Source organism: Leclercia sp. TB492 (assembly GCF_049974505.2).
Classification (GTDB): Bacteria; Pseudomonadota; Gammaproteobacteria; order Enterobacterales; family Enterobacteriaceae; genus Enterobacter; species Enterobacter adecarboxylatus_C.
The window spans coordinates 2,932,741-2,955,095 of sequence record NZ_CM127572.1; the positions used below are offsets into that span (position 1 = coordinate 2,932,741).

The 22,355-nt window shown below is 55.2% G+C and carries 23 protein-coding genes; 11 read left to right on the forward strand and 12 right to left on the reverse strand.

The window, feature by feature from the left end:
* Window positions 1-20: 20 nt before the first annotated feature.
* Together uvrC and uvrY are read right to left on the reverse strand one after the other, a co-directional pair.
* Window positions 21-1,853 (reverse strand): excinuclease ABC subunit UvrC, encoded by a 1,833-nt coding sequence (gene uvrC / locus ACP4QI_RS13920; RefSeq protein ID WP_142486286.1) that lies wholly within the window; start codon window positions 1,851-1,853, stop codon window positions 21-23.
* Window positions 1,850-2,506: a UvrY/SirA/GacA family response regulator transcription factor gene (gene uvrY, locus ACP4QI_RS13925; protein WP_142486287.1), complete on the reverse strand. Its 657-nt coding sequence runs from the start codon at window positions 2,504-2,506 to the stop codon at window positions 1,850-1,852. The genes uvrC and uvrY overlap by 4 nt, the downstream gene beginning before the upstream one ends.
* A 472-nt stretch (window positions 2,507-2,978) precedes the next feature.
* Here uvrY and ACP4QI_RS13930 point away from each other — a divergent pair, with 472 nt between their 5' ends.
* A complete protein-coding gene (locus tag ACP4QI_RS13930; protein ID WP_103180123.1) occupies window positions 2,979-3,203 on the forward strand; it encodes a DUF2594 family protein in 225 nt (74 codons plus the stop codon).
* 66 nt (window positions 3,204-3,269) lie between these two features.
* Here ACP4QI_RS13930 and sdiA read toward each other — a convergent pair whose 3' ends face one another.
* The 8 genes from sdiA to ACP4QI_RS13970 all read right to left on the reverse strand — a co-directional run bounded on the left by sdiA (window position 3,270) and on the right by ACP4QI_RS13970 (window position 10,780).
* Entirely contained in the window at window positions 3,270-3,992 is a 723-nt protein-coding gene (sdiA, locus tag ACP4QI_RS13935; protein WP_142486288.1) for a transcriptional regulator SdiA, read from the reverse strand.
* Between the two features lie 221 nt (window positions 3,993-4,213).
* Window positions 4,214-4,966, reverse strand: coding sequence for an L-cystine ABC transporter ATP-binding protein TcyN (tcyN, locus tag ACP4QI_RS13940; RefSeq protein WP_142486289.1), 753 nt, complete (start codon window positions 4,964-4,966; stop codon window positions 4,214-4,216).
* Window positions 4,963-5,631, reverse strand: coding sequence for a cystine ABC transporter permease (tcyL, locus tag ACP4QI_RS13945; RefSeq protein ID WP_142486290.1), 669 nt, complete (start codon window positions 5,629-5,631; stop codon window positions 4,963-4,965). The genes tcyN and tcyL overlap by 4 nt, the downstream gene beginning before the upstream one ends.
* Window positions 5,632-5,652: 21 nt before the next feature.
* On the reverse strand, window positions 5,653-6,639 hold the full coding sequence (dcyD, locus tag ACP4QI_RS13950) for a D-cysteine desulfhydrase (protein ID WP_426495303.1): 987 nt from the start codon (window positions 6,637-6,639) through the stop codon (window positions 5,653-5,655).
* A 107-nt stretch (window positions 6,640-6,746) separates the two neighbouring features.
* Window positions 6,747-7,547, reverse strand: a complete 801-nt coding sequence (tcyJ, locus tag ACP4QI_RS13955) for a cystine ABC transporter substrate-binding protein (protein WP_285128048.1) — start codon at window positions 7,545-7,547, stop codon at window positions 6,747-6,749.
* Between the two features lie 88 nt (window positions 7,548-7,635).
* Window positions 7,636-8,187: a flagella biosynthesis regulatory protein FliZ gene (fliZ, locus tag ACP4QI_RS13960; RefSeq protein ID WP_426495302.1), complete on the reverse strand. Its 552-nt coding sequence runs from the start codon at window positions 8,185-8,187 to the stop codon at window positions 7,636-7,638.
* A gap of 55 nt (window positions 8,188-8,242) precedes the next feature.
* Window positions 8,243-8,962 (reverse strand): RNA polymerase sigma factor FliA, encoded by a 720-nt coding sequence (gene fliA, locus ACP4QI_RS13965; protein WP_032612078.1) that lies wholly within the window; start codon window positions 8,960-8,962, stop codon window positions 8,243-8,245.
* Between the two features lie 162 nt (window positions 8,963-9,124).
* Window positions 9,125-10,780, reverse strand: coding sequence for a FliC/FljB family flagellin (locus tag ACP4QI_RS13970; RefSeq protein ID WP_445730294.1), 1,656 nt, complete (start codon window positions 10,778-10,780; stop codon window positions 9,125-9,127).
* Window positions 10,781-11,046: 266 nt separating this feature from the next.
* Here ACP4QI_RS13970 and fliD point away from each other — a divergent pair, with 266 nt between their 5' ends.
* The 4 genes from fliD to amyA all read left to right on the forward strand — a co-directional run bounded on the left by fliD (window position 11,047) and on the right by amyA (window position 14,838).
* Window positions 11,047-12,456, forward strand: a complete 1,410-nt coding sequence (fliD, locus tag ACP4QI_RS13975; protein ID WP_426495300.1) for a flagellar filament capping protein FliD — start codon at window positions 11,047-11,049, stop codon at window positions 12,454-12,456.
* Between the two features lie 20 nt (window positions 12,457-12,476).
* A complete protein-coding gene (gene fliS / locus ACP4QI_RS13980) occupies window positions 12,477-12,887 on the forward strand; it encodes a flagellar export chaperone FliS (RefSeq protein ID WP_156264139.1) in 411 nt (136 codons plus the stop codon).
* The gene (fliT, locus tag ACP4QI_RS13985) at window positions 12,887-13,252 is read left to right on the forward strand and encodes a flagella biosynthesis regulatory protein FliT (RefSeq protein ID WP_156264140.1); all 366 of its coding nucleotides are present in this window, start codon (window positions 12,887-12,889) and stop codon (window positions 13,250-13,252) included. The genes fliS and fliT overlap by 1 nt, the downstream gene beginning before the upstream one ends.
* Window positions 13,253-13,350: 98 nt before the next feature.
* Window positions 13,351-14,838: an alpha-amylase gene (amyA, locus tag ACP4QI_RS13990; RefSeq protein ID WP_285111234.1), complete on the forward strand. Its 1,488-nt coding sequence runs from the start codon at window positions 13,351-13,353 to the stop codon at window positions 14,836-14,838.
* A 47-nt stretch (window positions 14,839-14,885) separates the two neighbouring features.
* Here amyA and yedD read toward each other — a convergent pair whose 3' ends face one another.
* Both yedD and fliE read right to left on the reverse strand, forming a co-directional pair.
* Window positions 14,886-15,299, reverse strand: a complete 414-nt coding sequence (yedD, locus tag ACP4QI_RS13995) for a lipoprotein YedD (protein WP_426495299.1) — start codon at window positions 15,297-15,299, stop codon at window positions 14,886-14,888.
* Window positions 15,300-15,367: 68 nt separating this feature from the next.
* Complete coding sequence (gene fliE, locus ACP4QI_RS14000) at window positions 15,368-15,682, reverse strand: flagellar hook-basal body complex protein FliE (RefSeq protein ID WP_142486302.1); 315 nt, start codon at window positions 15,680-15,682, stop codon at window positions 15,368-15,370.
* A 227-nt stretch (window positions 15,683-15,909) separates the two neighbouring features.
* On the opposite strand from fliE, the gene fliF reads away from it, so the two are divergent.
* Genes fliF through fliK form a run of 6 tightly spaced genes read left to right on the forward strand, consistent with a single transcriptional unit; the run spans window position 15,910 to window position 22,304 of the window.
* The gene (gene fliF / locus ACP4QI_RS14005; protein WP_142486303.1) at window positions 15,910-17,592 is read left to right on the forward strand and encodes a flagellar basal-body MS-ring/collar protein FliF; all 1,683 of its coding nucleotides are present in this window, start codon (window positions 15,910-15,912) and stop codon (window positions 17,590-17,592) included.
* On the forward strand, window positions 17,585-18,580 hold the full coding sequence (fliG, locus tag ACP4QI_RS14010) for a flagellar motor switch protein FliG (RefSeq protein ID WP_156264144.1): 996 nt from the start codon (window positions 17,585-17,587) through the stop codon (window positions 18,578-18,580). Before fliF ends, fliG begins: the two co-directional genes overlap by 8 nt.
* Window positions 18,573-19,280 carry a flagellar assembly protein FliH gene (gene fliH / locus ACP4QI_RS14015; protein ID WP_142486305.1) on the forward strand — a complete coding sequence of 236 codons (708 nt, stop codon included), beginning with the start codon at window positions 18,573-18,575 and terminating at the stop codon, window positions 19,278-19,280. The genes fliG and fliH overlap by 8 nt, the downstream gene beginning before the upstream one ends.
* Window positions 19,280-20,650 (forward strand): flagellar protein export ATPase FliI, encoded by a 1,371-nt coding sequence (fliI, locus tag ACP4QI_RS14020; RefSeq protein WP_142486306.1) that lies wholly within the window; start codon window positions 19,280-19,282, stop codon window positions 20,648-20,650. Before fliH ends, fliI begins: the two co-directional genes overlap by 1 nt.
* Before the next feature lie 20 nt (window positions 20,651-20,670).
* Window positions 20,671-21,114: a flagellar export protein FliJ gene (gene fliJ, locus ACP4QI_RS14025; protein WP_426495298.1), complete on the forward strand. Its 444-nt coding sequence runs from the start codon at window positions 20,671-20,673 to the stop codon at window positions 21,112-21,114.
* Complete coding sequence (gene fliK / locus ACP4QI_RS14030) at window positions 21,111-22,304, forward strand: flagellar hook length control protein FliK (protein ID WP_426495297.1); 1,194 nt, start codon at window positions 21,111-21,113, stop codon at window positions 22,302-22,304. Before fliJ ends, fliK begins: the two co-directional genes overlap by 4 nt.
* Window positions 22,305-22,355: the final 51 nt, after the last annotated feature.

Sequence of the window (22,355 nt, forward strand, 5' to 3'; positions counted from 1 at the left end):
CCTATGTTGCTACAGAGCCCTCAATGTTTCAACGAGTAGTAGATCTTTTCTGCCAGCCCCTGCGAAATACCCGGCACTTTTGCAATTTCCTCCACGCTGGCGTTGAGTAATCCTTGCAAACCGCCCATGTATTTCAGCAGCATCTGGCGACGCTTTGGCCCGACCCCTTCGATCGTTTCCAGCGTACTGGTGTTTTTGACCTTTGCCCGTTTCTTACGATGGCCGCCGATCGCATGATCGTGCGACTCGTCGCGAATATGCTGGATCACATGCAGCGCGGGTGAATCCGGCGGCAGGCTAAAGCCCTCCCCTTCCGGCTCCAGGAACAGCGTTTCCAGCCCGGCTTTACGGTCAGTGCCTTTGGCCACGCCCAGCAATAGCGGATGATGCTTATCCCAGGGGACATCCAGCTCGGCAAACACCGATTTTGCCTGGCCGAGCTGCCCTTTACCACCGTCAATGACGATAACGTCCGGGATCTTACTCTCTTCAATGGCTTTGCCGTAGCGACGGCGTAACACCTGATTCATTGCGGCGTAGTCATCCCCGGGGGTGATGCCGGTAATGTTGTAGCGACGGTACTCCGCGCGCAGCGGCCCGTTGGCATCGAACACCACGCAGGAGGCAACGGTCTGCTCACCCATCGTGTGGCTGATGTCGAAACACTCCATCCGTTTCACTTCTGGCAGCTGCAGCGTGGTCGCCAGCGCGGCAAGACGCTGATGAACGGTGGACTGCTGAGACAGTTTGGTGCTCAGTGCCGTCGCCGCGTTCGTGCGCGCCAGCTTAAGGTAACGAGCCCGATCGCCACGCGGTTTGGTCTGAACGTTCACCCGACGACCTGCCAGCTCCGACAGGGAATCGGACAGCAGCGTCTTATCGCTCAAATTAAAATCGAGCAAAATTTCCGACGGCAGGGTTCGCATCTGGCTGCCCTGCAAATAGAACTGGCCGACAAAGGTCTCCACCACTTCGCCCAGCTCGGTGCCGCCCGGCACTTTCGGGAAGTAGCTGCGGCTGCCCAGCACCTTGCCCTGACGGATAAACAGCACATGCACACAGGCCATGCCTGCATCAAAGGAGACGCCAATCACGTCCAGGTCATCGCCGGTATTGGAGACAAACTGTTTTTCCGTGACCCGACGTACGGCCTGGATCTGATCGCGGATCCGCGCCGCCTCTTCAAAGTTCAGCGCCTGGCTGGCCTTCTCCATGCGGGCAATCAGCTGGGTCAGGACCTGATCGTCTTTACCGGCGAGGAACAGGCGCACATATTCTACCTGCTGCGCATACTCCTCTTCGCTGACCAGCCCTTCCACACAGGGCCCGAGGCAACGACCAATCTGATACTGCAGACAAGGGCGGGAGCGGTTGCGGTAGACGCTGTTTTCGCACTGGCGAATCGGGAAGATCTTTTGCAGCAGCGCCAGCGTTTCCCGCACGGCATAACCGTTAGGGAACGGGCCGAAGTACTCGCCTTTCGCATGTTTAGCGCCGCGATGGGTCGCCAGACGCGGATGGGTGTCGCTGCTGAGAAAGATAAACGGATAGGATTTGTCATCGCGCAACAGCACGTTATAACGCGGCTGATAGAGCTTGATGTAGTTATGCTCCAGCAACAGCGCTTCGGTCTCCGTGTGGGTCACAGTGACATCGATCTGCTGGATCTGAGCGACCAGCGCTTCTGTTTTGCGGGAGGCAAGATTGCTGCGGAAATAGCTGGAAAGTCGCTTTTTGAGATCTTTCGCTTTTCCGACGTAGATAACCGTCCCGCCGGCGTCATACATCCGGTAGACGCCTGGCTGGCTGGTAACAGTTTTCAGGAAAGCACTGGATTCAAACACATCACTCACTGACTAATTAGGGTCTCGGCATTGCACAGACCATGACGGATGGCCAGGTGAGTGAGTTCAACGTCGCCATGTATGTTCAGTTTACTGAACATACGGTAGCGGTAGCTGTTCACCGTTTTCGGGCTGAGATTAAGCTGCTCGGAGATCTCATTCACCTTTTGGCCTTTGGTAATCATCAGCATAATCTGCAATTCGCGCTCAGACAAACTGGCAAAGGGTGATTCGGTCTTTTCTGGCTCAATCTGGCTGAGTGCCATCTGCTGTGCGATATCAGAAGCGATATAGCGCTGCCCGGAAAATACGGAGCGGATCGCATTAACCATCTCCTGGGGAGCTGCGCCTTTGCTTAAATAGCCAGCAGCGCCAGCCTGCATTACTTTTGCAGGAAGGGGATTTTCAGTATGAACCGTCAGCATGATCACTTTGGTATCAACAAAGGATCGCGCGATTTTGCGCGTCGCTTCCAGGCCGCCGATGCCGGGCATGTTCATGTCCATCAGGACAACATCAGCGCTATTCGATCGGCACCATTTTACGGCATCTTCACCGCAGCAGGCCTCACCAGCGACTTTAATACCTTTTATATCTTCAAGAATGCGTCGTATCCCTGCGCGCACCAGTTCGTGGTCATCAACAAGAAGGACGTTGATCAAAGGAAATTCTCCAGAATAGGGATAACGGCTACAGACAGTTAATTCGGCATATATTAACGGTTTTTATCCGAAACTGAAAACGTTAAAAAAAGCATGGCTTCGACAATGCTCTCTTTTTTGGAAATTAAGTTGTACATCAACTGGAAACGGAAGCCTTGCGCGATGCGCCTTCGGCCACTTTTTTTAGGCGGATGTTTTCAAAAACTTACAAACTTTAAGCACTCTATTAATGCTGTTAAAATACACCTTTTAAATTTGTAACAATAATTAACTTCCATCCTACCTTCGTTAAACAATTAACCCACACTAAAGTCTTAGAAAATTCAGCGTTAATGTTTGTTCATTTGAATAAACAAAACGGGAGAAAGTACAAAAAACAAGCACTGCGTTTTTCCTGACGGCTTGTGATATACTCCGCCGCCTTAACTTTGATCTATGCGCTTAAGCGCTGTTTTTATCACGAGGAAAATAAATGAGCACACCTGATTTCGCCACTGCGGAGAATAATCAAGAACTGGCACAGGAAGTCTCCTGTCTGAAATCCCTGCTGACCCTGATGCTGCAGGCGATGGGTCAGGCGGACGCCGGCCGTGTGATCATTAAGATGGAACGCCAGATTGCCCAGATGGAAGACCAGGCTCAGGCCGAGGTATTTTCCAGCACCGTTAAGCAGATCAAGCAAGCTTACCGTCAATAAAACAAAAACGGCTGAACGCAGTGCATTCAGCCGTTTACTCGCCTGCCACGCAGAACAGAAGTGTAGTCAGATAATCCCCGTCGCTGCCGCATAGCACGCTATCTGCGTCTTGTTTGGCGCATTGAATTTCTTCTGCATATTTTTCTGATGGAAGTTCACCGTATTTTCAGAAATAGAAAGAATGATGGCTATTTCTGCCGATGTTTTCCCTTCCGCCGTCCATTTCAGAATCTCTTTCTCGCGCTTGCTGAATTTCATCTCCGGTGGCATCACCATTTCATGTTCCAGCCGTAGCAGCGTGGTCAACGCCAGTTGCACCAGAATTTGCAGACGCAATTCAACCACTTCACCCGCCATAAGGTTCACGGACAGACTGGTACTGGAGACCGACAGAAATCCCATCGCATGATTAGGCAGCATCAGGCACTGGGTGATCCCTTTACGCAGCCCGTGGTCGCGCGCGCCATCCCATAACGGTTGCGCCTCTGCAAATAAGGCATCGTTCCAGGGTAAATGCCCGTGAACGAAATTCTCAGGTTTGAGCACCGGATCGATGGTAAAGAAATTTTCTGCGTGATACTGGGCCATCCACTGTTGCGGATAGGTCGAATGTACCGAGACTTTAGGCCGCGTGAAAGGTACCGGATGACGAACGCAGAGGGAAAAGAAATCGTACCCCAGGTTCTGAGTTTGTCGCTGAAGTTCGGGATATACCTCGTCGGCAGAAGTCATCTCCTGAAAACGGAGGAAGCATTCCCGTCGCCATGTGAAAAAATCTAAATCCTTCATACTGACCGAATTAAGCCCCTGTAAAAGATAATCATTATTATGGATTCTTAAACTAACACATAAATCTTATTTATATGTATAAAATATCGACCCAACGATAATTATCTACACATTTTATACACTTAGGGCGGTTAAGACGGGATAAAATCAGGATGGCATTCATAGCCTGGGTGAATATATTGCTCCGGCGTTTAATTCCGGAGCAATTGAGAACAAATATGCTACTGCATGAGGAATTTTTCGAGGAATTGCCGGGTGCGCGGCTGCTGAGGATCGGCAAACAATGATTTTGCCGGCCCCTGCTCAACGATACGCCCCTGATCCATAAATATGGCCCTGTCCGCCACGTCGCGGGCAAAACTCATCTCGTGGGTGACGATCACCAGGGTACGCTTTTCCTGCGCCAGCTGACGAATGGTGTTCAGCACTTCCCCCACCAGCTCCGGATCCAGCGCCGACGTCGGTTCATCAAAGAGGATCACGTCAGGACGCATCGCCAGCGCGCGGGCAATCGCCACCCGCTGCTGTTGGCCGCCGGAGAGACGACGCGGGTAGCTGCTCTCCTTGCCGGAAAGCCCTACCTTCGCCAGCAGCTCGCGGGCGCGGGCGGTGGCCTCCTCTTTCGGTTCGCCTTTGACAATCACCGGCCCTTCAATGATATTCTCCAGCACCGTGCGATGTGGAAACAGATTAAAGCTCTGGAAGACGAAGCCAACGTGCTGACGCAGACGGCGGATCAGTCCCTTTTGCTGGCTCAGCGACCTGCCGGTATCAATGGTGATCTCCCCCACGCGAATGGTGCCGCCTTCCGGGTGTTCCAGCAGGTTGATACTGCGCAGCAGCGTGGTTTTACCGGAGCCGCTTGGCCCGATGATCGCCACCACTTCGCCCTCCTGCACTTCCAGGTCGATCCCGTGCAACACCGTCTGGCCGTGAAATTTCTTCACCAGGTTTTTAACGTCGATAGCACTCATTTCGGATCACGCTCCTGGCGGTTAAGCTGGTTTTCAAAATAGTTTTGCAGCGCCGACAGCACTGTCGCCATCACCCAGTAAATCAGCGAGGCGGCCAGGTACATGGTGAAAACCTCCAGCGTGCGCGAGGTGATCAGCTGCGCCTGGCGGAACAGCTCCGGCACCTGAATGGTGGCCGCCAGCGAGGTGTCTTTCACCAGGCTGATAAAGCTGTTGCTCAGCGGCGGCAGCGCTACCCGGGCAGCCTGGGGCAGGATTGCCCGGCGCAGGGTTTGCCATGGGGTCATGCCGATACTGGCTGCAGCTTCCCACTGCCCTTTTTCAATAGAGGAGATCGCCGCGCGCAGGGTTTCCGCCGCATAGGCAGCAGTATTAAGCGACAGACCGATCATTGCCGCCGGGATGGGATCCAGCTCAATGCCAAACTGCGGCAGGCCGTAGTAAATCATGAAAAGCTGGGCAATCAGCGGCGTGCCGCGGAAGATGGAAATATAAAAACGCGCCAGCCAGCGCACGGGCAGCAGAGGCGACAGGCGCATCAGCGCCAGAACAAAGCCCAGCAGCAGCCCAAAAAACATCCCGCCAATACTCAGTTGCAACGTAAACACCGCACCTTTCAGCAGGTAAGGCAACGAATCCATCACCAGTTGAATACTTTCTTGCATTATGATTTTTCTGCCTGTGATTTAGACGTGAGGATGGTAGGCAAAGAGAGCCGGCGCCCCGCCAGTATGAATAAACAGAATCGGCCCTTCATCCTTAAAACGCTTCTGGCTGATGCCGTCGATCAGACCCGCCATCGCTTTACCGGTATAGACCGGATCCAGCAGGATCCCCTCCAGACGTGCCAGCAGTTTGACCGCCTCCGTGCCTTCGTCATTCGGCGTGCCGTAACCCGGCGCGAAGTAGTCATCCCACAGAATGATATCGGCGCTGGCGCTCACCTCCAGCTGCCGGGCCACTGCCTGCTGTAACGTGACCACTTTTGGTTTCTGGTCAGCTACGCTGCGCGACACGGTGATGCCAATCAGCTCGACGTCCGGCATCAACTGCTCCAGCCCTACCGCCAGCCCGGCATGCGTTCCTGCGCTACCGGAGGCGACCACCACCGAGGAGAGGCCCACGGCCCCTTCGCACTGCTGGGCGATCTCCAGCGCGCTTTCGACGTAGCCCAATGCCCCCAGGGCGTTCGAACCGCCCACCGGGATCACATACGGGCGAAAGCCCTGAGCTTCCACGCGGGTGGCCAGTTCACTCAGCTGCGCCACCGGGTCGGTCAGCGCATCGCACATTTCAATCTGCACGTTGAACAGGTCCAGCAGCAGACGGTTGCCGTTGCTGAGGTAGTTTTCTGCCTTTGTGCCAATCGGGTTTTCCAGCAGAGCGATACAGTGCAGGCCCAGCTTTGCCGCAACGGCCGCGGTCTGGCGCACGTGGTTGGACTGGATTGCCCCCGCGGTAATCAGCGTGTCGGCCCCTTCCCGCAGGGCATCCGCCGCGAGGAACTCCAGCTTGCGCAGCTTGTTGCCGCCCATCGCCATCGGCGTCACGTCATCACGTTTGATAAGGATGTCGCGCCCGAGGTAGTCCGATAAGCGCGGCAAATACTCCAGTGGCGTCGGGGCGCCAATAAATTCAAGGCGCGGAAAACGCGTTAGATTCTGTAATGACATGAAAACCTCCATAACCCTGTCTAAGTCTGTCTTTTTTTATTATGCACGTTGCTGGCGAGGAAATAAAAAAGGCGCTTATCAAAGCGCCTTTTTTTGCATTCAACTGCTTACTTTGTGACGTCTGCCCCGAACCATTTCTCGGAGAGCGCCTTCAGGCTGCCGTCTTTCTGCATATCGGCAATCGCACCGTCGACGGCTTTCACCAGGTCGTCGTTGTCTTTGCGGATCGCAACGCCAGCTTCCTGACGGGAGAAGGCATCACCAGCAACCGCGAGGGTGTCTTTGGTTTTCTTCACCAGATCCAGCGCCGCCAGGCGGTCAACCAGAATGGCGTCGATACGGCCTACGCGCAGATCCTGGTATTTGGTCGGGTCATCGTCATAGGTACGGATATCGACGCCCTGCACGTTCTGGCGCAGCCACTCTTCGTAATTGGTCCCCAGACCGACACCGACTTTTTTGCCTTTCAAATCGGCAGCAGATTTAATGGTGCCTTCGTTGCCTTTCTTCACCAGCGCCTGGATACCGGAGACGGTATACGGGGTGGAGAAATCATATTTTTTCTTACGCTCGTCAGAGATGGTGACCTGGTTAATCACCACATCAATACGTTTGGAGTCCAGCGAGGCCAGCATGCCGTCCCATTTGGTCGGCTTCAGCGACGCTTTCACGCCGAGGTGTTTCGCCAGCTCTTCGGCAAACTCCACTTCAAACCCGGTCAGTTTACCGTCGTCACCCTGGAAGCTGAACGGAGGATAAGTGCCTTCCAGCCCAACCAGCAGCGTGCCGCGCTCTTTGACTTTATTTAACAGACCTTCTGCCGCGAACGTTTTCACGCTCATACCGGCTACCAGCGCAACGGCCATTACACCCATCAGCGCCTGACGACCCAGAAGTGCAAATTTCATACTTACCCCGATATCATTGGAATTTTGATTGTAGTGTAGGGCGTTCGGCCGCAAGGTCAAACACGACTGCGCTACATGTTATTCATTTTTAATATATATCAGAAGTTGTTTCGCGGTGGACTTTCTGCTTTGGCGTCACCGGCATTTGCGCTTTAAATTGTGCATACTTGCGCAGTGCAATCCGGTAGTTGTTGGTGCTGGTCGCAGGCAGCCATGGCTCAAGATTCTCATCCAGATAGCCGCTGGTCAGTAACTCACGGGAGATACGCTGCGTGGTCAGATGCTGGCCCAGGCGACGCAGACGTACGACATATTCGCGCACCGTGCCATGGCTCATCTCTGTTTGCTCAAACAGAAATTGCTTAAAGCCGATGATATCGAAGAAGTCGCTCTGCTCTTTGCAGTGCAGATCGCCACAAAAACGACACAGCGCCACCCACTCCTTCTGCTCTTCCAGCCATCCGGCTTCATCCAGCAAAGTATCGAGACGGGAAATCGCAATTTTATTGACGATTTCGCCGCGACGAACCAGCGTGATGCGATCGAGCAACTTATGGCAGTGCGCGCAATGCGTCTGGCTGTGTTTAAAGTCTTTCAGGTAGCGGCTTAATGGCCGTCTTTTTGATTGCTGCACCGTCATGATAACTCCTGGTTGTCAATACGTTGTGCGGCATTTAACGGGTGATATGCATCACCTATAACTTACCCAGCTTGGTACGTAAGCGTTTAATGGCCTGGCTGTGCAGCTGGCTAACCCGCGACTCCCCTACTTCCAGTACGGCACCAATCTCCTTAAGATTGAGCTCCTCCTGGTAATAGAGAGTCAGCACCAGCTGCTCGCGTTCCGGTAAAGCTTCGATGGCTTCCATCACGCGCTGGCGTACATTGCCTTCCATTAACTGGTGCAATGGGTTTTCCTGCTGATGATCGTCCGTCACCAGTTCGATGCTATCGCCATGCTCTTCGCGCCACTCGTCATAGGAGAAGAGTTGGCTATTGTTGGTATCGAGCAACATCTGGCGATAGTCAGCCGTTGAGATCCCCAGACGCTCCGAAACTTCCGTTTCCGTTGCGTTACGTCCGAGCTCTTGTTCCAGCTGCCCCATTGCTTGCGCGACTTCGCGTGCATTGCGTCGAACGCTGCGCGGCACCCAATCCCGGCTGCGCAGTTCGTCGAGCATCGCACCACGAATACGCTGTACTGCGTAAGTCGTAAATGCCGTTCCTTGCAGAGCGTCGTACCGGTCAACTGCATTCAATAACCCGATACCGCCCGCTTGTAGCAGATCGTCCAGTTCCACACTCGCCGGTAGCCGCACCTGAAGCCGCAATGCTTCATGACGCACCAGCGGAACATAACGCTGCCACAGCGAGTGTTTATCCATTACACCTTCAGCGGTATAGAGTGAATTCACGATAAACAGCCCTGCGTTAGTTGAGTTATCGGCATGATTATCCGTTTCTGGAGGGTTTTTAATCGTGTGAATAGGGGGGGGAATGGGGGGTTATTTGGGGGTTATTGGTTTTCTGGAAAGTAAAAAACCCCGCCGGAGCGGGGTTTGAGCATCGTCAGGCTATTAACCCTGCAGCAGAGACAGAACCTGCTGAGGAACCTGGTTAGCTTTAGCCAACACGGAGTTACCGGCCTGCTGGATGATCTGCGCTTTAGACATATTTGACACTTCGGTCGCATAGTCGGCGTCCTGAATACGGGACTGCGCTTCAGACAGGTTGGTGGTGGTGTTGTTCAGGTTGGTTACCGCAGAATCCAGACGGTTCTGTACAGCACCCAGGGAAGAACGGAATTTGTCGATCTGGCTGATTGCATCGTCCAGCGCTTTCAGTGGATCAGCGGTAGTTTCTGATTTGCTCGTGGTGTCCGTTGTTAATTTACCGTCGGCAGTTTTGTAAACTGTTTTTCCATCTTCAGGATTTTGAGCGGTCGAGATTGTCCCATCTGCTTGAGCAAAATAGACAGGGGCGGTATCACTAAGCGCACCATTTTTTATGAAACCATCGCTAGTTCCATCAGCTGCCACGGTATAAGTTTTAGCAGTGGCACCAGTACCTACGTCAGCAGTATAGGCATTGTTTTTAAGTGCCTTAGCAAAGGTATCACCATCAATTTTAATATTTTTGGCTGTAACGGTAGTAGTGCCGGTAGTGCCTGACGTTACAAACGTACCTTTATCGGTTTTGATGGTTGCTACTACATCATTAGCGACCAAATCATCTAAAGTTGCTGCTGCATCTCCAGCGGCATTGTTTTTAGTTAAATTACCAGTAGCGTCTAAATAAAGCGTAGCATTATCATCTGCTGCAGTAATTTTACCGGTTTTATCAATATTGACTTTTTGATCTTTACCGCCAATTGAAACTGTTGCGGAAGTAGTATCACCAGCTTCAGGATTCAAAAACGCAGTAAGATCAGTACTTTCAACGTTTGTTACATCTGCATTCGCAGTATATGAATTGCTATCAGCATCATAGTTATATTGTACAGCAGCGCCTGGTGTACCAAAACCTACATCTGCGTTAGTTGTAATACTGCTGCCTTTGTTGCTTACAACTGCGTTCAACACATCTGAAGAAGCAGCTTTCGCATCGGTGTTAGTATATTGAGTAACGCCTACGCCAACTGTCACGCCAGTAAAGCCAGCCATATCTTTTAACGTTGCAGCGGTATTTGCCGTTTCGCCTTTACCATTAACGTTAAAGCCAGTCAGCTTCAGCGTATCAGAGTCGATTTTTTTCAGGTCGATAGTGATGGTCTGACCATCGTTCGCGCCAACCTGAATTTTCATGGAGCCGTCTTTTGCCAGCACGTTCACGCCGTTGAACTGGGTCTGACCAGATACACGGTCAATTTCGTCCAGACGGGATTTGATTTCGTCCTGGATGGAGTCCAGGTCAGACTGGGAGTTGGTGCCAGTAGAAGACTGAACAGTCAGCTCACGGATACGCTGTAAGTTGTTGTTGATTTCAGACAGTGCGCCTTCAGTGGTCTGTGCAACGGAGATACCGTCGTTGGCGTTACGAGCTGCCTGAGTCAGACCTTTAATGTTAGAGGTGAAACGGTTAGCAATCGCCTGGCCAGCAGCGTCATCTTTTGCGCTGTTGATACGCAGACCGGAAGACAGACGCTCAATGGCAGTAGACATTGAAGACTGGTTTTTGTTGATGTTGTTCTGAGTGATCAGCGAGAGGCTGTTGGTATTAATGACTTGTGCCATGATTTCGTTTCCTGTTGTTCATCAAATCTTGAGTTAGATTTGGGTTTCCACCCTTCGGCTTCTTCGCCATCAAGAGTGTTATCGTCTGGTCCAAAACAACCTTTAGAATTTTTTTACGAATCTCATGATTTTTTTTAGTCACGGAAATACTCCTCTCTATTCCCGCTTTTCTCGCCATTAAAAAAAGAAATAAACCGTAAACTTTGTTCCGTTAACGCCGATAACCCCTTTATTCGTTTTACGTGTCGTTACTTTAAGGAACTAAAATGGCAAGTATTTCTTCGTTGGGAGTCGGCTCTGGTCTGAAGTTAGGTGATATTCTGGATAGTCTGACCGCCGCACAAAAAGCGCAGTTGACCCCGATCTCTAATCAGCAGTCTTCCTATACGTCAAAACTTAGCGCTTACGGCACGATGAAAAGCGCCCTGGAATCTTTTCAGACCGCCAATACCGCATTAAGTAAAGCCGATCTGTTTACGGCCACGACGACGACCAGCAGCAGCACGGCATTCAGCGCGACCACCACAGGCAGCGCGCTGCCCGGGAAATACACCATTGAAGTCACGCAGCTTGCCAAGGCGCAAACCCTGACAAGTGGCATACAGAAAGACAATAAAGCGGCCCTCGCCACCAGCGACAGCAAGATCACGATTCAGCAAGGCGGCGATAAAAAACCGGTCACCATTGATATCAGCGCGGCGAACTCCTCGCTGACCGGGATCCGCGACGCAATCAACAAAGCCGATGCCGGCGTCAGTGCCAGTATCATTAACGTCGGGAACGGTGAATATCGCCTGTCTATCACCTCGAAAGAGACCGGTGAAGCCAACGCGATGAAGATTAGCGTCAGCGGAGACACCGCGCTGCAGTCCTTTATGGGCTACAACGGCACCAAAGGCGACAGCAGCAATGGCATGGAAGAGAGCGTGACCGCGCTGAATGCCGAGCTGAAGGTCAATAACGTTGATATCGTAAACAGCAGCAATACCATCAGCGATGCGCTGGAAGATATTACCCTGAACCTGAGCGACGTCACGACCGGTAACCAGACCTTAACGATTGCTACCGACAACACCAAAGCGACAAAAGCGATTAATGACTGGGTGACGGCCTATAACGCGCTGCAGGACACCTTCAGCAGCCTGACCAAATATACCGCCGTCGATGCCGGGGCCGATGCCCAGAGCAGCAGCAATGGCGCCTTGCTGGGTGATACCACGTTACGCACCATCCAGACTCAGTTAAAGAGCCTGCTGAGCAGCTCTGTAGGCGGTTCCACCATTAAAACGCTGTCGCAGGTAGGCATCACCACCGATCCGGATAGCGGCAAGCTTGAAGTGAATGCAGACAAACTGAGTGCGGCCATGAAAACCAGCGCTTCAGGGATCAAAGATCTGCTGATTGGTGACGGTAAAACGACCGGTATCACTACCACCATTGGCAAAAGCACCACCAGCTGGCTCTCCAGTACCGGCATTATCCAGGCCGCAAAAGATGGCGTCAGCAAAACGCTGAACAACTTAACAACGCAGTACAACGCAGCCAGTGCCCGAATCGACACCATGGTCGCGCGCTACAAAGAGCAGTTTACCCAGCTTGACGTGATGATGAACTCGCTGAACTCCACCAGCAGCTATCTGACTCAGCAGTTCGAAAACACCAGCAGCAAAAATTAATCTGAACCGAGGGGATTAACATGTACGGCGCAAAAGGCACGCAAGCCTACGCAAAAATTGAGGTTGAAAGTGCGGTGATGAGTGCCAGCCAGCAGCAGCTGATTATCATGCTGTTTGATGGTGCACTCAGCGCGCTGGTCCGTGCGCGTCTGTTCCTGCAGGACGGTAACATCCCGGCAAAAGGCCAGGCGCTTTCCAAAGCCATTAACATTATCGAAAACGGGCTGAAACTGGGCCTGGATGAAGATAATGGCGATGAGCTAACACAAAACCTGATTGGCCTTTATGCCTATATGGTCCGCCGTCTTCTGCAGGCGAATGTGCGCAATGATGTCAGCGCCATCGAAGAAGTGGAAAACCTGCTGCGCAATATCGCAGACGGCTGGAAGGAAGCGGCCGGCTCGCCACATCTGATTCAGGACGCCGTCTAATGACCACAGCACCGCAACTCTACACCCTTTATCAGCAGTTACTTGATCACAGCAAGTTAATGCTGCGGCTCGCCAGTAATGGCTTGTGGGATGAACTGATCGCCTGTGAAACCGATTATGTTAATGCGGTGCATACGCTGGCACGTGTCACTCAGGAATCTGAACTCTCTCTGCAGTTACAGGAGCAGCTCAGGCCCACCCTGCGTGGGATCCTGGATAACGAAAGCCAGGTCAAAGCGCTATTGCAGAGCCGGATGGATGAACTGTCAAAAATGGTGGGCCAAACGTCCATCCAAAAATCAGTTCTCTCCGCTTACGGCAAACAGGGGGGCCACATTCTGGTGCCCCAGGCGACTCAGGAATAGCGATTATCCTGACGTACGAAAAGGTTTCGCTTCGTACGTCAGGCATTTCTGCAAACTGTATTCCATACTAGAGATCCGCGATCTCATGGAAACGGTTCATGAAAAACCCCACTCTCTTACAGTTTTTCCATTGGTATTACCCTGACGGCGGTCAACTCTGGCCGGAAGTGGCCGAGCGCGCCGACCTTCTCAACGACATTGGCATCAACATGGTCTGGCTGCCCCCGGCGTACAAAGGGGCGTCCGGTGGATATTCCGTCGGTTACGACTGCTACGATCTCTTCGATCTCGGCGAGTTCGATCAAAAAGGATCCATTCCCACCAAATACGGTGACAAAGCGCAGCTGCTGGCCGCTATCGGGGCATTAAAGCGCAACGACATCGCGGTGCTGATGGACGTGGTGGTCAACCACAAGATGGGTGCCGACGAGAAAGAGGCCATCCGCGTCCAGCGGGTCAACGCCGACGATCGCAATCAGATTCACGAAGAGATTGTCGAGTGTGAAGCCTGGACCCGCTACACCTTCCCGGTGCGCGCCGGACAGTACTCGGAATTCGTCTGGGATTACAAATGCTTCAGCGGCATCGATCATATCGAAAACCCCGATGAAGACGGCATCTTCAAGATCGTTAATGATTACACGGGTGATGGCTGGAACGATCAGGTCGATAACGAGATGGGGAACTTTGATTACCTGATGGGCGAAAACATCGATTTTCGTAACCGTGCGGTGACCGAGGAGATCAAATACTGGGCGCGCTGGTTGATGGAGCAGACCCAGTGCGACGGCTTCCGTCTGGATGCGGTGAAACATATTCCGGCATGGTTCTATAAAGAGTGGATCGAGCATGTGCAGGAAGTTGCGCCGAAACCGCTGTTTATCGTGGCGGAATACTGGTCTAAAGATGTCGATAAATTGCAGCACTATATCGATCAGGTGGATGGACAAACCATGCTGTTTGACGCCCCGCTGCACATGAAATTTCACGAAGCCTCGTTGCAGGGGCGTGATTACGACATGAGCCAGATCTTTACCGGCACGCTGGTAGAAGTCGATCCCTTCCACGCGGTGACGCTGGTAGCTAACCACGACACTCAGCCGCTACAGGCGCTGGAGGCTCCGGTCGAAGCCTGGTTTAAGCCGTTGGCCTACGCGTTGATTTTGCTCCGGGAGAACGGAGTGCCGAGCGTCTTCTATCCCGATCTGTACGGTGCAAGCTATGACGACACCGGCGGTGACGGCGAGATGTACCATATCGAGATGCCGGTGATTGAACAGCTCGACCAGCTGATCCTCGCCCGCCAGCGTTTTGCCCATGGCGTTCAGACCCTGTGGTTCGATCACCCTAACTGTATTGCCTTCAGCCGCAGCGGCACCGATGAGGATCCGGGCTGCGTGGTCGTGCTCTCGAACGGCGATGAGGGTGAAAAGACCCTGACGCTGGGTGAGAACTACGGCAACAGAAGATGGAAAGATTTTCTCGGCAACCGGGAGGAGATCGTCACCACCGACGAAACCGGCACTGGCGTGTTTACCTGCAACGGGGGCAGCGTCAGCGTCTGGGTGATAGAGGACGTACTCTAAGCTATGGGAAGCCGGGCGGCGCTACGCTTGCCCGGCCTACATATCGCTTATGGCAGCTTACTTTCCAGCGGGTTTTTACTCAGATAATTTGTGCACTCAACGGTGGGCCGCTCGACGCGCTGCAGAATCATTCCGTCATACTCAATGGCGGAGCCTTCCCTTTCCAGCGGGTAGATATCCAGTTTGCTGGTGACGTTATAAAAATCATTCGAGCGCAGCATGATTTTACCCGGCACGGCCACCACGCGCTGCCACTGGCGGCAGTCGAGGGTATCCCCCTCTTGCGTCACCACCAGCGTAGCGATCGCTTCCGGGCTGACCATTCTGCTTTGCGGCCCTTTCGACTGCCAGTACCCTGCCAGCTCAGCCGGAACGGGATGCTTGATCACGTCCTGATATCTGTCGACCTGCACACAGCCAGTTAACGCCAGCAGCCCCGCCATCATTGCTATTTTTTTCATCATTTTTCCATTTATGCAGAAAAAAACAGTGTGGCATTAAAGCGAGACTGGTGCCAGCACCAGAGGAACTAAACCTGCATCGACATGACGTCCTGATACGCCTGCATCAGCTTATTACGCACCTGAATGCCCATCTGCATCGATACCGACGCTTTTTGCAAATCGGTCATCACATCGTTGAGACCAATGCCCGGCACGCCCATGGTGAATTTTTCGCCCTGCACGCGCGCCGCGGTTTGCGTGTCGCTTATCCGGTCCAGCGCCGCATGCAGTTGACCCGCGAAGCTGACCGTCGACTGCACGTCAGCCACGTTCTGATTACGGGCGGTCATTGCCGTTGCCTGCAACTGACTAATGACGCCTTCAATCCCCTGTATTGCCATGACTTTCCCCTGATGGATTTTTACGCGCTCAAGAGTACCAGTCTGTCAATGAGATAAAGGCGCTAAATAGCGTTAAAAAACCAGGTTATTTGACCCATAGAAATTCCCGTTTCATCAAATAATGGCACAGCCATGATTATGGAATTTTTGTTGTGTTTGCCGACCCGGGAGTCTGTTTTGTTTCTCCACACGAATAATGAAATCCACGATGAGCCACGAGGTGCGCTATGAGTGCGTCAGCAACATCCAGCCCTCAAACTAAATCTCTCGAATGGATGAGCCGCCTGCGCGCGAACCCTAAAGTGCCGTTGATCGTGGCAGGTGCCGCCGCTATCGCTATTGTTGTCGCGATGGTCTTATGGGCCAAACAGCCTGACTATCGCACGCTGTTCAGCAACCTCTCGGACCAGGATGGCGGCGCTATCGTCACCCAGTTAACCCAGATGAACGTCCCCTACCGTTTCTCGGATAATGGCGGCGCGCTGGAAGTCCCAGCCGATAAAGTTCACGAACTTCGCTTACGTCTTGCCCAGCAAGGTCTGCCGAAAGGCGGCGCGGTAGGCTTTGAACTGCTGGATCAGGAAAAATTCGGTATCAGCCAGTTCAGCGAGCAGGTTAACTACCAGCGCGCGCTGGAGGGCGAACTGGCCCGCACCATCGAAACCCTCGGCCCGCTGAAAAGTGCCCGCGTGCACCTGGCAATGCCAAAACCAACCCTGTTTGTCCGCGAACAAAAAGCCCCTTCGGCCTCCGTTACCGTCAATCTGCAGCCTGGCCGTGCGCTGGATGAAGGGCAGATCAGCGCCGTGGTCCATCTGGTCTCAAGCGCCGTAGCGGGTTTACCGCCGGGTAACGTGACCCTGGTGGATCAGATGGGTCGCCTGTTAACCAAATCCAACACCAGCGATCGCGATCTGAATGACGCGCAGCTGAAATATGCCACCGACGTGGAAAACCGCGTTCAGAGCCGTATCGAAGCCATCCTCGGCCCGATTGTCGGGACCAGCAACGTTCATGCCCAGGTCACCGCGCAGATCGATTTTGCGGATAAAGAGCAGACGGAAGAGCAGTATCGTCCGAACGGCGATGCCGCTCAGGCCGTGATGCGCTCGCGTCAGGTGAATGAAAACTTACAAATCGGCGGCCCGAACGCGGGCGGCGTACCGGGTGCGCTCTCTAACCAGCCAGCCCCGGCCAATACCGCGCCGATTAACGCCCCGGCGCAGAACCAGCAGAACGGTCAGCAGGGCGCGCAGCAGCAGCAAACCGCAGCGGCGGCCAACGCTGGCCCGCGGACCAGCAGCCGCAACGAAACCACTAACTACGAAGTCGATCGCACCATCCGTCACACCAAAATGAACACCGGTGATGTGCAGCGTCTCTCCGTGGCGGTCGTCGTCAACTACAAAACCCTGCCGGATGGTAAGCCCCTGCCGCTGACCACCGAGCAGATGAAGCAGATCGAAGACCTGACCCGTGAAGCCATGGGTTATTCAGAGAAACGGGGCGATACCCTTAACGTCGTGAACTCGCCGTTCAGCGCCGTTGACGATACCAGCGGTGAACTGCCGTTCTGGCAGAAGCAGGCATTTATCGAGCTGCTGATTGAAGCCGGTCGCTGGTTGCTGGTGGTGATTGTTGCCTGGCTGCTGTGGCGTAAAGCGGTACGTCCGCAGCTTGTACGCCGCGCAGAAGAGGCCAAAGCGCTGCAAGAGAGAACCCTGCTGCGCGAAGAGACACAGGAAGCGGTGGAAGTGCGCCTCAGCAAAGACGAACAAATGCAGCAACGCCGTGCTAACCAGCGCATGGGCGCTGAAGTGATGAGCCAGCGTATTCGCGAAATGTCAGATAACGATCCGCGCGTCGTGGCGCTGGTCATTCGCCAGTGGATGAGTAACGAAAATGAGTAACCTTACCGGAACGGATAAAAGCGTCATCCTGCTGATGACCATTGGCGAGGACCGGGCGGCAGAGGTGTTCAAACACCTCTCCCAGCGTGAAGTGCAGGTTCTCAGCTCGGCGATGGCCAACGTGCGTCAGATCTCCAACAAGCAGCTGACCGAAGTGCTGGCGGAGTTTGAGCAGGAAGCCGAACAGTTTGCGGCGCTCAACGTCAACGCCAACGAATACCTGCGTTCGGTGCTGGTCAAGGCGCTCGGGGAAGAGCGCGCCGCCAGCCTGCTGGAGGATATTCTCGAGACCCGCGATACCGCCAGCGGTATCGAAACGCTCAACTTTATGGAGCCGCAGACCGCCGCCGACCTTATTCGCGACGAGCATCCGCAGATCATCGCCACTATCCTGGTCCACCTCAAGCGTGGTCAGGCGGCCGATATTCTGGCGCTGTTCGACGAACGTCTGCGTCACGATGTGATGCTGCGTATCGCCACCTTCGGCGGCGTCCAGCCGGCGGCGCTGGCGGAACTGACCGAAGTACTGAACGGTCTGCTCGACGGCCAGAACCTCAAGCGCAGCAAAATGGGCGGCGTGAGAACGGCGGCAGAAATTATCAACCTGATGAAAACGCAGCAGGAAGAGGCCGTCATTACCGCGGTGCGCGAGTTCGACGGCGAACTGGCGCAGAAAATTATCGACGAGATGTTCCTGTTCGAAAACCTGGTCGACGTGGACGACCGCAGTATCCAGCGCCTGCTGCAGGAAGTGGACTCCGAATCGCTGCTTATCGCCCTCAAAGGCGCCGAACAGCCGCTGCGCGAGAAGTTCCTGCGCAACATGTCCCAGCGTGCGGCGGATATCCTGCGCGACGACCTTGCCAACCGTGGCCCGGTGCGTCTGTCTCAGGTGGAAAACGAACAAAAAGCGATCCTCCTTATTGTGCGTCGTCTGGCCGAAACCGGCGAGATGGTGGTAGGCAGCGGCGAGGATACCTATGTCTGATGAACTGCCGTGGAAGGTCTGGACGCCGGATGACCTCTCCCCTCCTCGCGCGGAATTTGTCCCTGCCAACCTCGACTCCGACGGGATGGATGAGGAGAACGCAGAGCCTGAACTGAGCGAAGAGGAGCTGCGCGCGCAGCAGCTGGCGCAGATCCAGATGCAGGCCCACGATCAGGGCTACACCGCCGGCGTAAACGAAGGCCGGCAGAAAGGTCACGACCAGGGCTATCAGGAAGGGCTGGCCCAGGGTATGGCGCAAGGGTTAGAGCAGGCGCGCTCACAGCAGGCGCCGATCCATGCCCGGATGCAGCAGCTGGTCAGCGAGTTCCAGAATACGCTGGACGCGCTGGACAGCGTTATCGCCTCGCGCCTGATGCAGATGGCGCTCGAGGCGGCACGTCAGGTGATCGGCCATACCCCGCCGGTAGATAACTCGTCGCTGATTAAACAGATCCAGGGTCTGCTGCAGCAGGAGCCGCTGTTCAGCGGCAAACCACAGCTGCGCGTCCACCCGGACGATCTGCAGCGAGTGGAAGAGATGCTCGGCGCGACCCTGAGCCTGCACGGCTGGCGCCTGCGCGGCGATCCGACCCTGCATCACGGCGGCTGCAAAGTCTCTGCCGATGAAGGGGATCTGGACGCCAGCGTGGCAACCCGCTGGCAGGAACTGTGCCGCCTGGCAGCACCGGGAGTCATCTGATGACCGCACGCCTCACCCGCTGGCTCAACAGTCTCGACAATTTTGAAGCGAAGATGGCGCAGCTGCCGTCCGTTCGCCGTTATGGTCGCTTAACACGCGCCACCGGCCTGGTGCTGGAGGCGACCGGCCTGCAACTGCCGCTGGGGGCCACCTGCATTATCGAACGCCAGGACGGGAACGAGATCCGCGAAGTCGAGAGCGAAGTGGTTGGCTTTAACGGCCAGCGTCTGTTCCTGATGCCGCTGGAAGAGGTGGAGGGCGTTCTGCCCGGCGCGCGCGTTTACGCCAAAAACCTATCCGCCGACGGACTGCACAGCGGCAAGCAGTTGCCGCTCGGCCCGGCGCTGCTCGGGCGGGTGCTGGACGGCGGCGGTAAACCGCTCGATGGTCTGCCCTCCCCCGATACCGCCGAAACCGGGGCGCTGATCACGCAACCCTTTAACCCGTTGCAACGTACGCCGATCGAGCACGTGCTGGATACCGGCGTGCGCCCGATCAACGCCCTGTTGACCGTCGGTCGCGGCCAGCGTATGGGCCTGTTCGCCGGCTCCGGCGTCGGCAAATCGGTGCTGCTCGGGATGATGGCCCGCTATACCCAGGCCGACGTTATCGTGGTGGGGCTGATTGGCGAGCGTGGCCGTGAAGTCAAAGATTTTATCGAGAACATCCTCGGTGCCGAAGGGCGCGCCCGGTCGGTGGTGATTGCCGCCCCGGCGGATGTCTCTCCCCTGCTGCGTATGCAGGGTGCCGCCTACGCCACGCGCATCGCGGAAGATTTCCGCGATCGGGGTCAGCATGTCCTGCTGATCATGGACTCCCTGACCCGTTATGCGATGGCGCAGCGTGAAATCGCCCTGGCGATCGGTGAACCGCCGGCGACCAAAGGCTATCCGCCTTCGGTATTTGCCAAATTACCGGCGCTGGTTGAACGCGCCGGTAACGGCATCAGCGGCGGCGGCTCGATTACCGCGTTTTATACGGTTCTGACCGAAGGCGACGATCAGCAGGATCCGATTGCCGACTCGGCGCGTGCGATCCTCGATGGTCACATCGTCCTGTCGCGCCGTCTGGCCGAAGCGGGCCACTACCCGGCGATTGATATCGAAGCCTCGATCAGCCGCGCAATGACGGCGCTGATTAGCGAGAAGCACTACGCCCGTGTGCGTAACTTTAAGCAGCTGCTCTCCAGCTTCCAGCGCAACCGCGATCTGGTCAGCGTCGGCGCCTATGCCAAAGGCAGCGACCCGATGCTCGACAAGGCAATAGCCCTGTGGCCGCACCTTGAGGCGTATCTGCAACAGGGTATTTTTGAAAAAGCCGACTGGGAAAGCTCGATCCAGGCTCTGGAGATGATTTTCCCGCAGGTGTAACAGAATAGAGGGCGAATGTCATGGCACAACACGGCGCATTAGCCACGCTGAAAGATCTGGCCGAGAAAGACGTTGATAATGCCGCACAGCAGCTTGGCGCGATGCGCCGCGGGCATCAACAGGCGGAAGAACAGCTGAAGATGTTGATCGACTACCAGCATGAGTATCGCACCAACCTCAACATGGACATGGCCCAGGGTATCGGCAGCCAGCGCTGGATTAACTATCAACAGTTCATCCAGACGCTGGAGAAAGCCATAGATCAGCATCGCCAGCAGGTGTTTCAGTGGACCGAGAAGGTTGACCGGGCCCTGAACTTCTGGCGTGAGAAGAAGCAGCGTTTACAGGCCTGGCAAACCTTGCAGGATCGCCAGCTTGCCGCAACAACCCTGGCGGAAAGCCGTCTCGATCAGAAAAAAATGGATGAATTTGCCCAGCGCGCAACAATGAGGACACCGGAATGATCACCCTTCAACAACTGCTTTCGGGCGACACCGACCTTACGGGCGGCGTCCGGGGCGGAAAAGCGGCCGACGGCGCGCAGGACTTTCTTGCCCTGCTGGCGGGCGCGTTAAGCGATGCCAAAGGCCAGGGCAAAGAGGCCGGGCTGACGCTGAACGATCTGCAGACAGCGGGCGGCAAGCGGGCAAGCGTGGCGCTGAAAGCCGACGCCATCGATGCTGATACCGACGCCGGAAAGCTGGCCGAACTGCTGGCGCATCAGGATCTCAGCGTCACCGACGAGGGCGTCACCCAGCCCGGTCTGAGCACCGGCCTGCTGCCCGCGCTTAAAGGCGACGTACTGAAGAGCCTGACCCAGGCGGCCAAAGAGGCCGACAGCAAAACCGAGCTTAGCGATGACGAGCTGGCGGGATTAAGCGCCCTGATGGCAATGCTGCCTCACCAGCAGACGGCCACCGCCGCCGCACCTCAGCCGGTGAGCGCCGGGGGCCTGGACGTTGATGCCGCCCTGACCAGCGATCATGGCCGTCAGCCTGCGCTGGATACCGATGCCCTGCGCAGCGCCAAAGCCGTAGCCCAGGATAAAGATGCGGCATTAGCCTCCGACTCTCAGCTGACGCCAGCCGTTGCCGCGTCCACCACAAAGCAGGCGGCAGAGAGCGCGCCGTCCCCGACCGGGCCAACCGTCACTATGGGGCCGATTGTCAGCAATCTTACCTCGGCGCAACCGACCTTTGCCGCAGCGCCCGTGGTCAGCGCCCAGTTGGGCAGCAACGAGTGGCAGCAGACCATCAGCCAGCACATCACCCTGTTCACCCGCCAGGGCCAGCAGAGCGCCGAGCTGCGTCTGCATCCGGAGGATCTGGGTCAGGTACAAATTACGCTCAAGCTGGATGATAACCAGGCGCAGCTGCAGATGGTGTCAGGCCATAGCCACGTTCGTGCGGCGCTGGAAGCGGCCCTGCCGGTGCTGCGTACCCAGCTGGCGGAAAACGGCATTGAGCTGACGCAAAGCAGTATCAGCAGTGAAAACTTTAATGGCCAACAGCAGGCCTCCTCTCAGCATCAGCAGCAAACTTCCCGCTCCGGGGCGCCGGGCGGATTTGATGAAGAGAGCGATGAGCTGCTGGCAGTGCCTGCCTCCCTGCAGTCCGCGGCACGTGGAAACAACGCTGTCGATATCTTCGCCTAAACCTAAACGCCAGAGGTAGCGTGATTATCCCCGTCTTTTCGACCCTTTGAC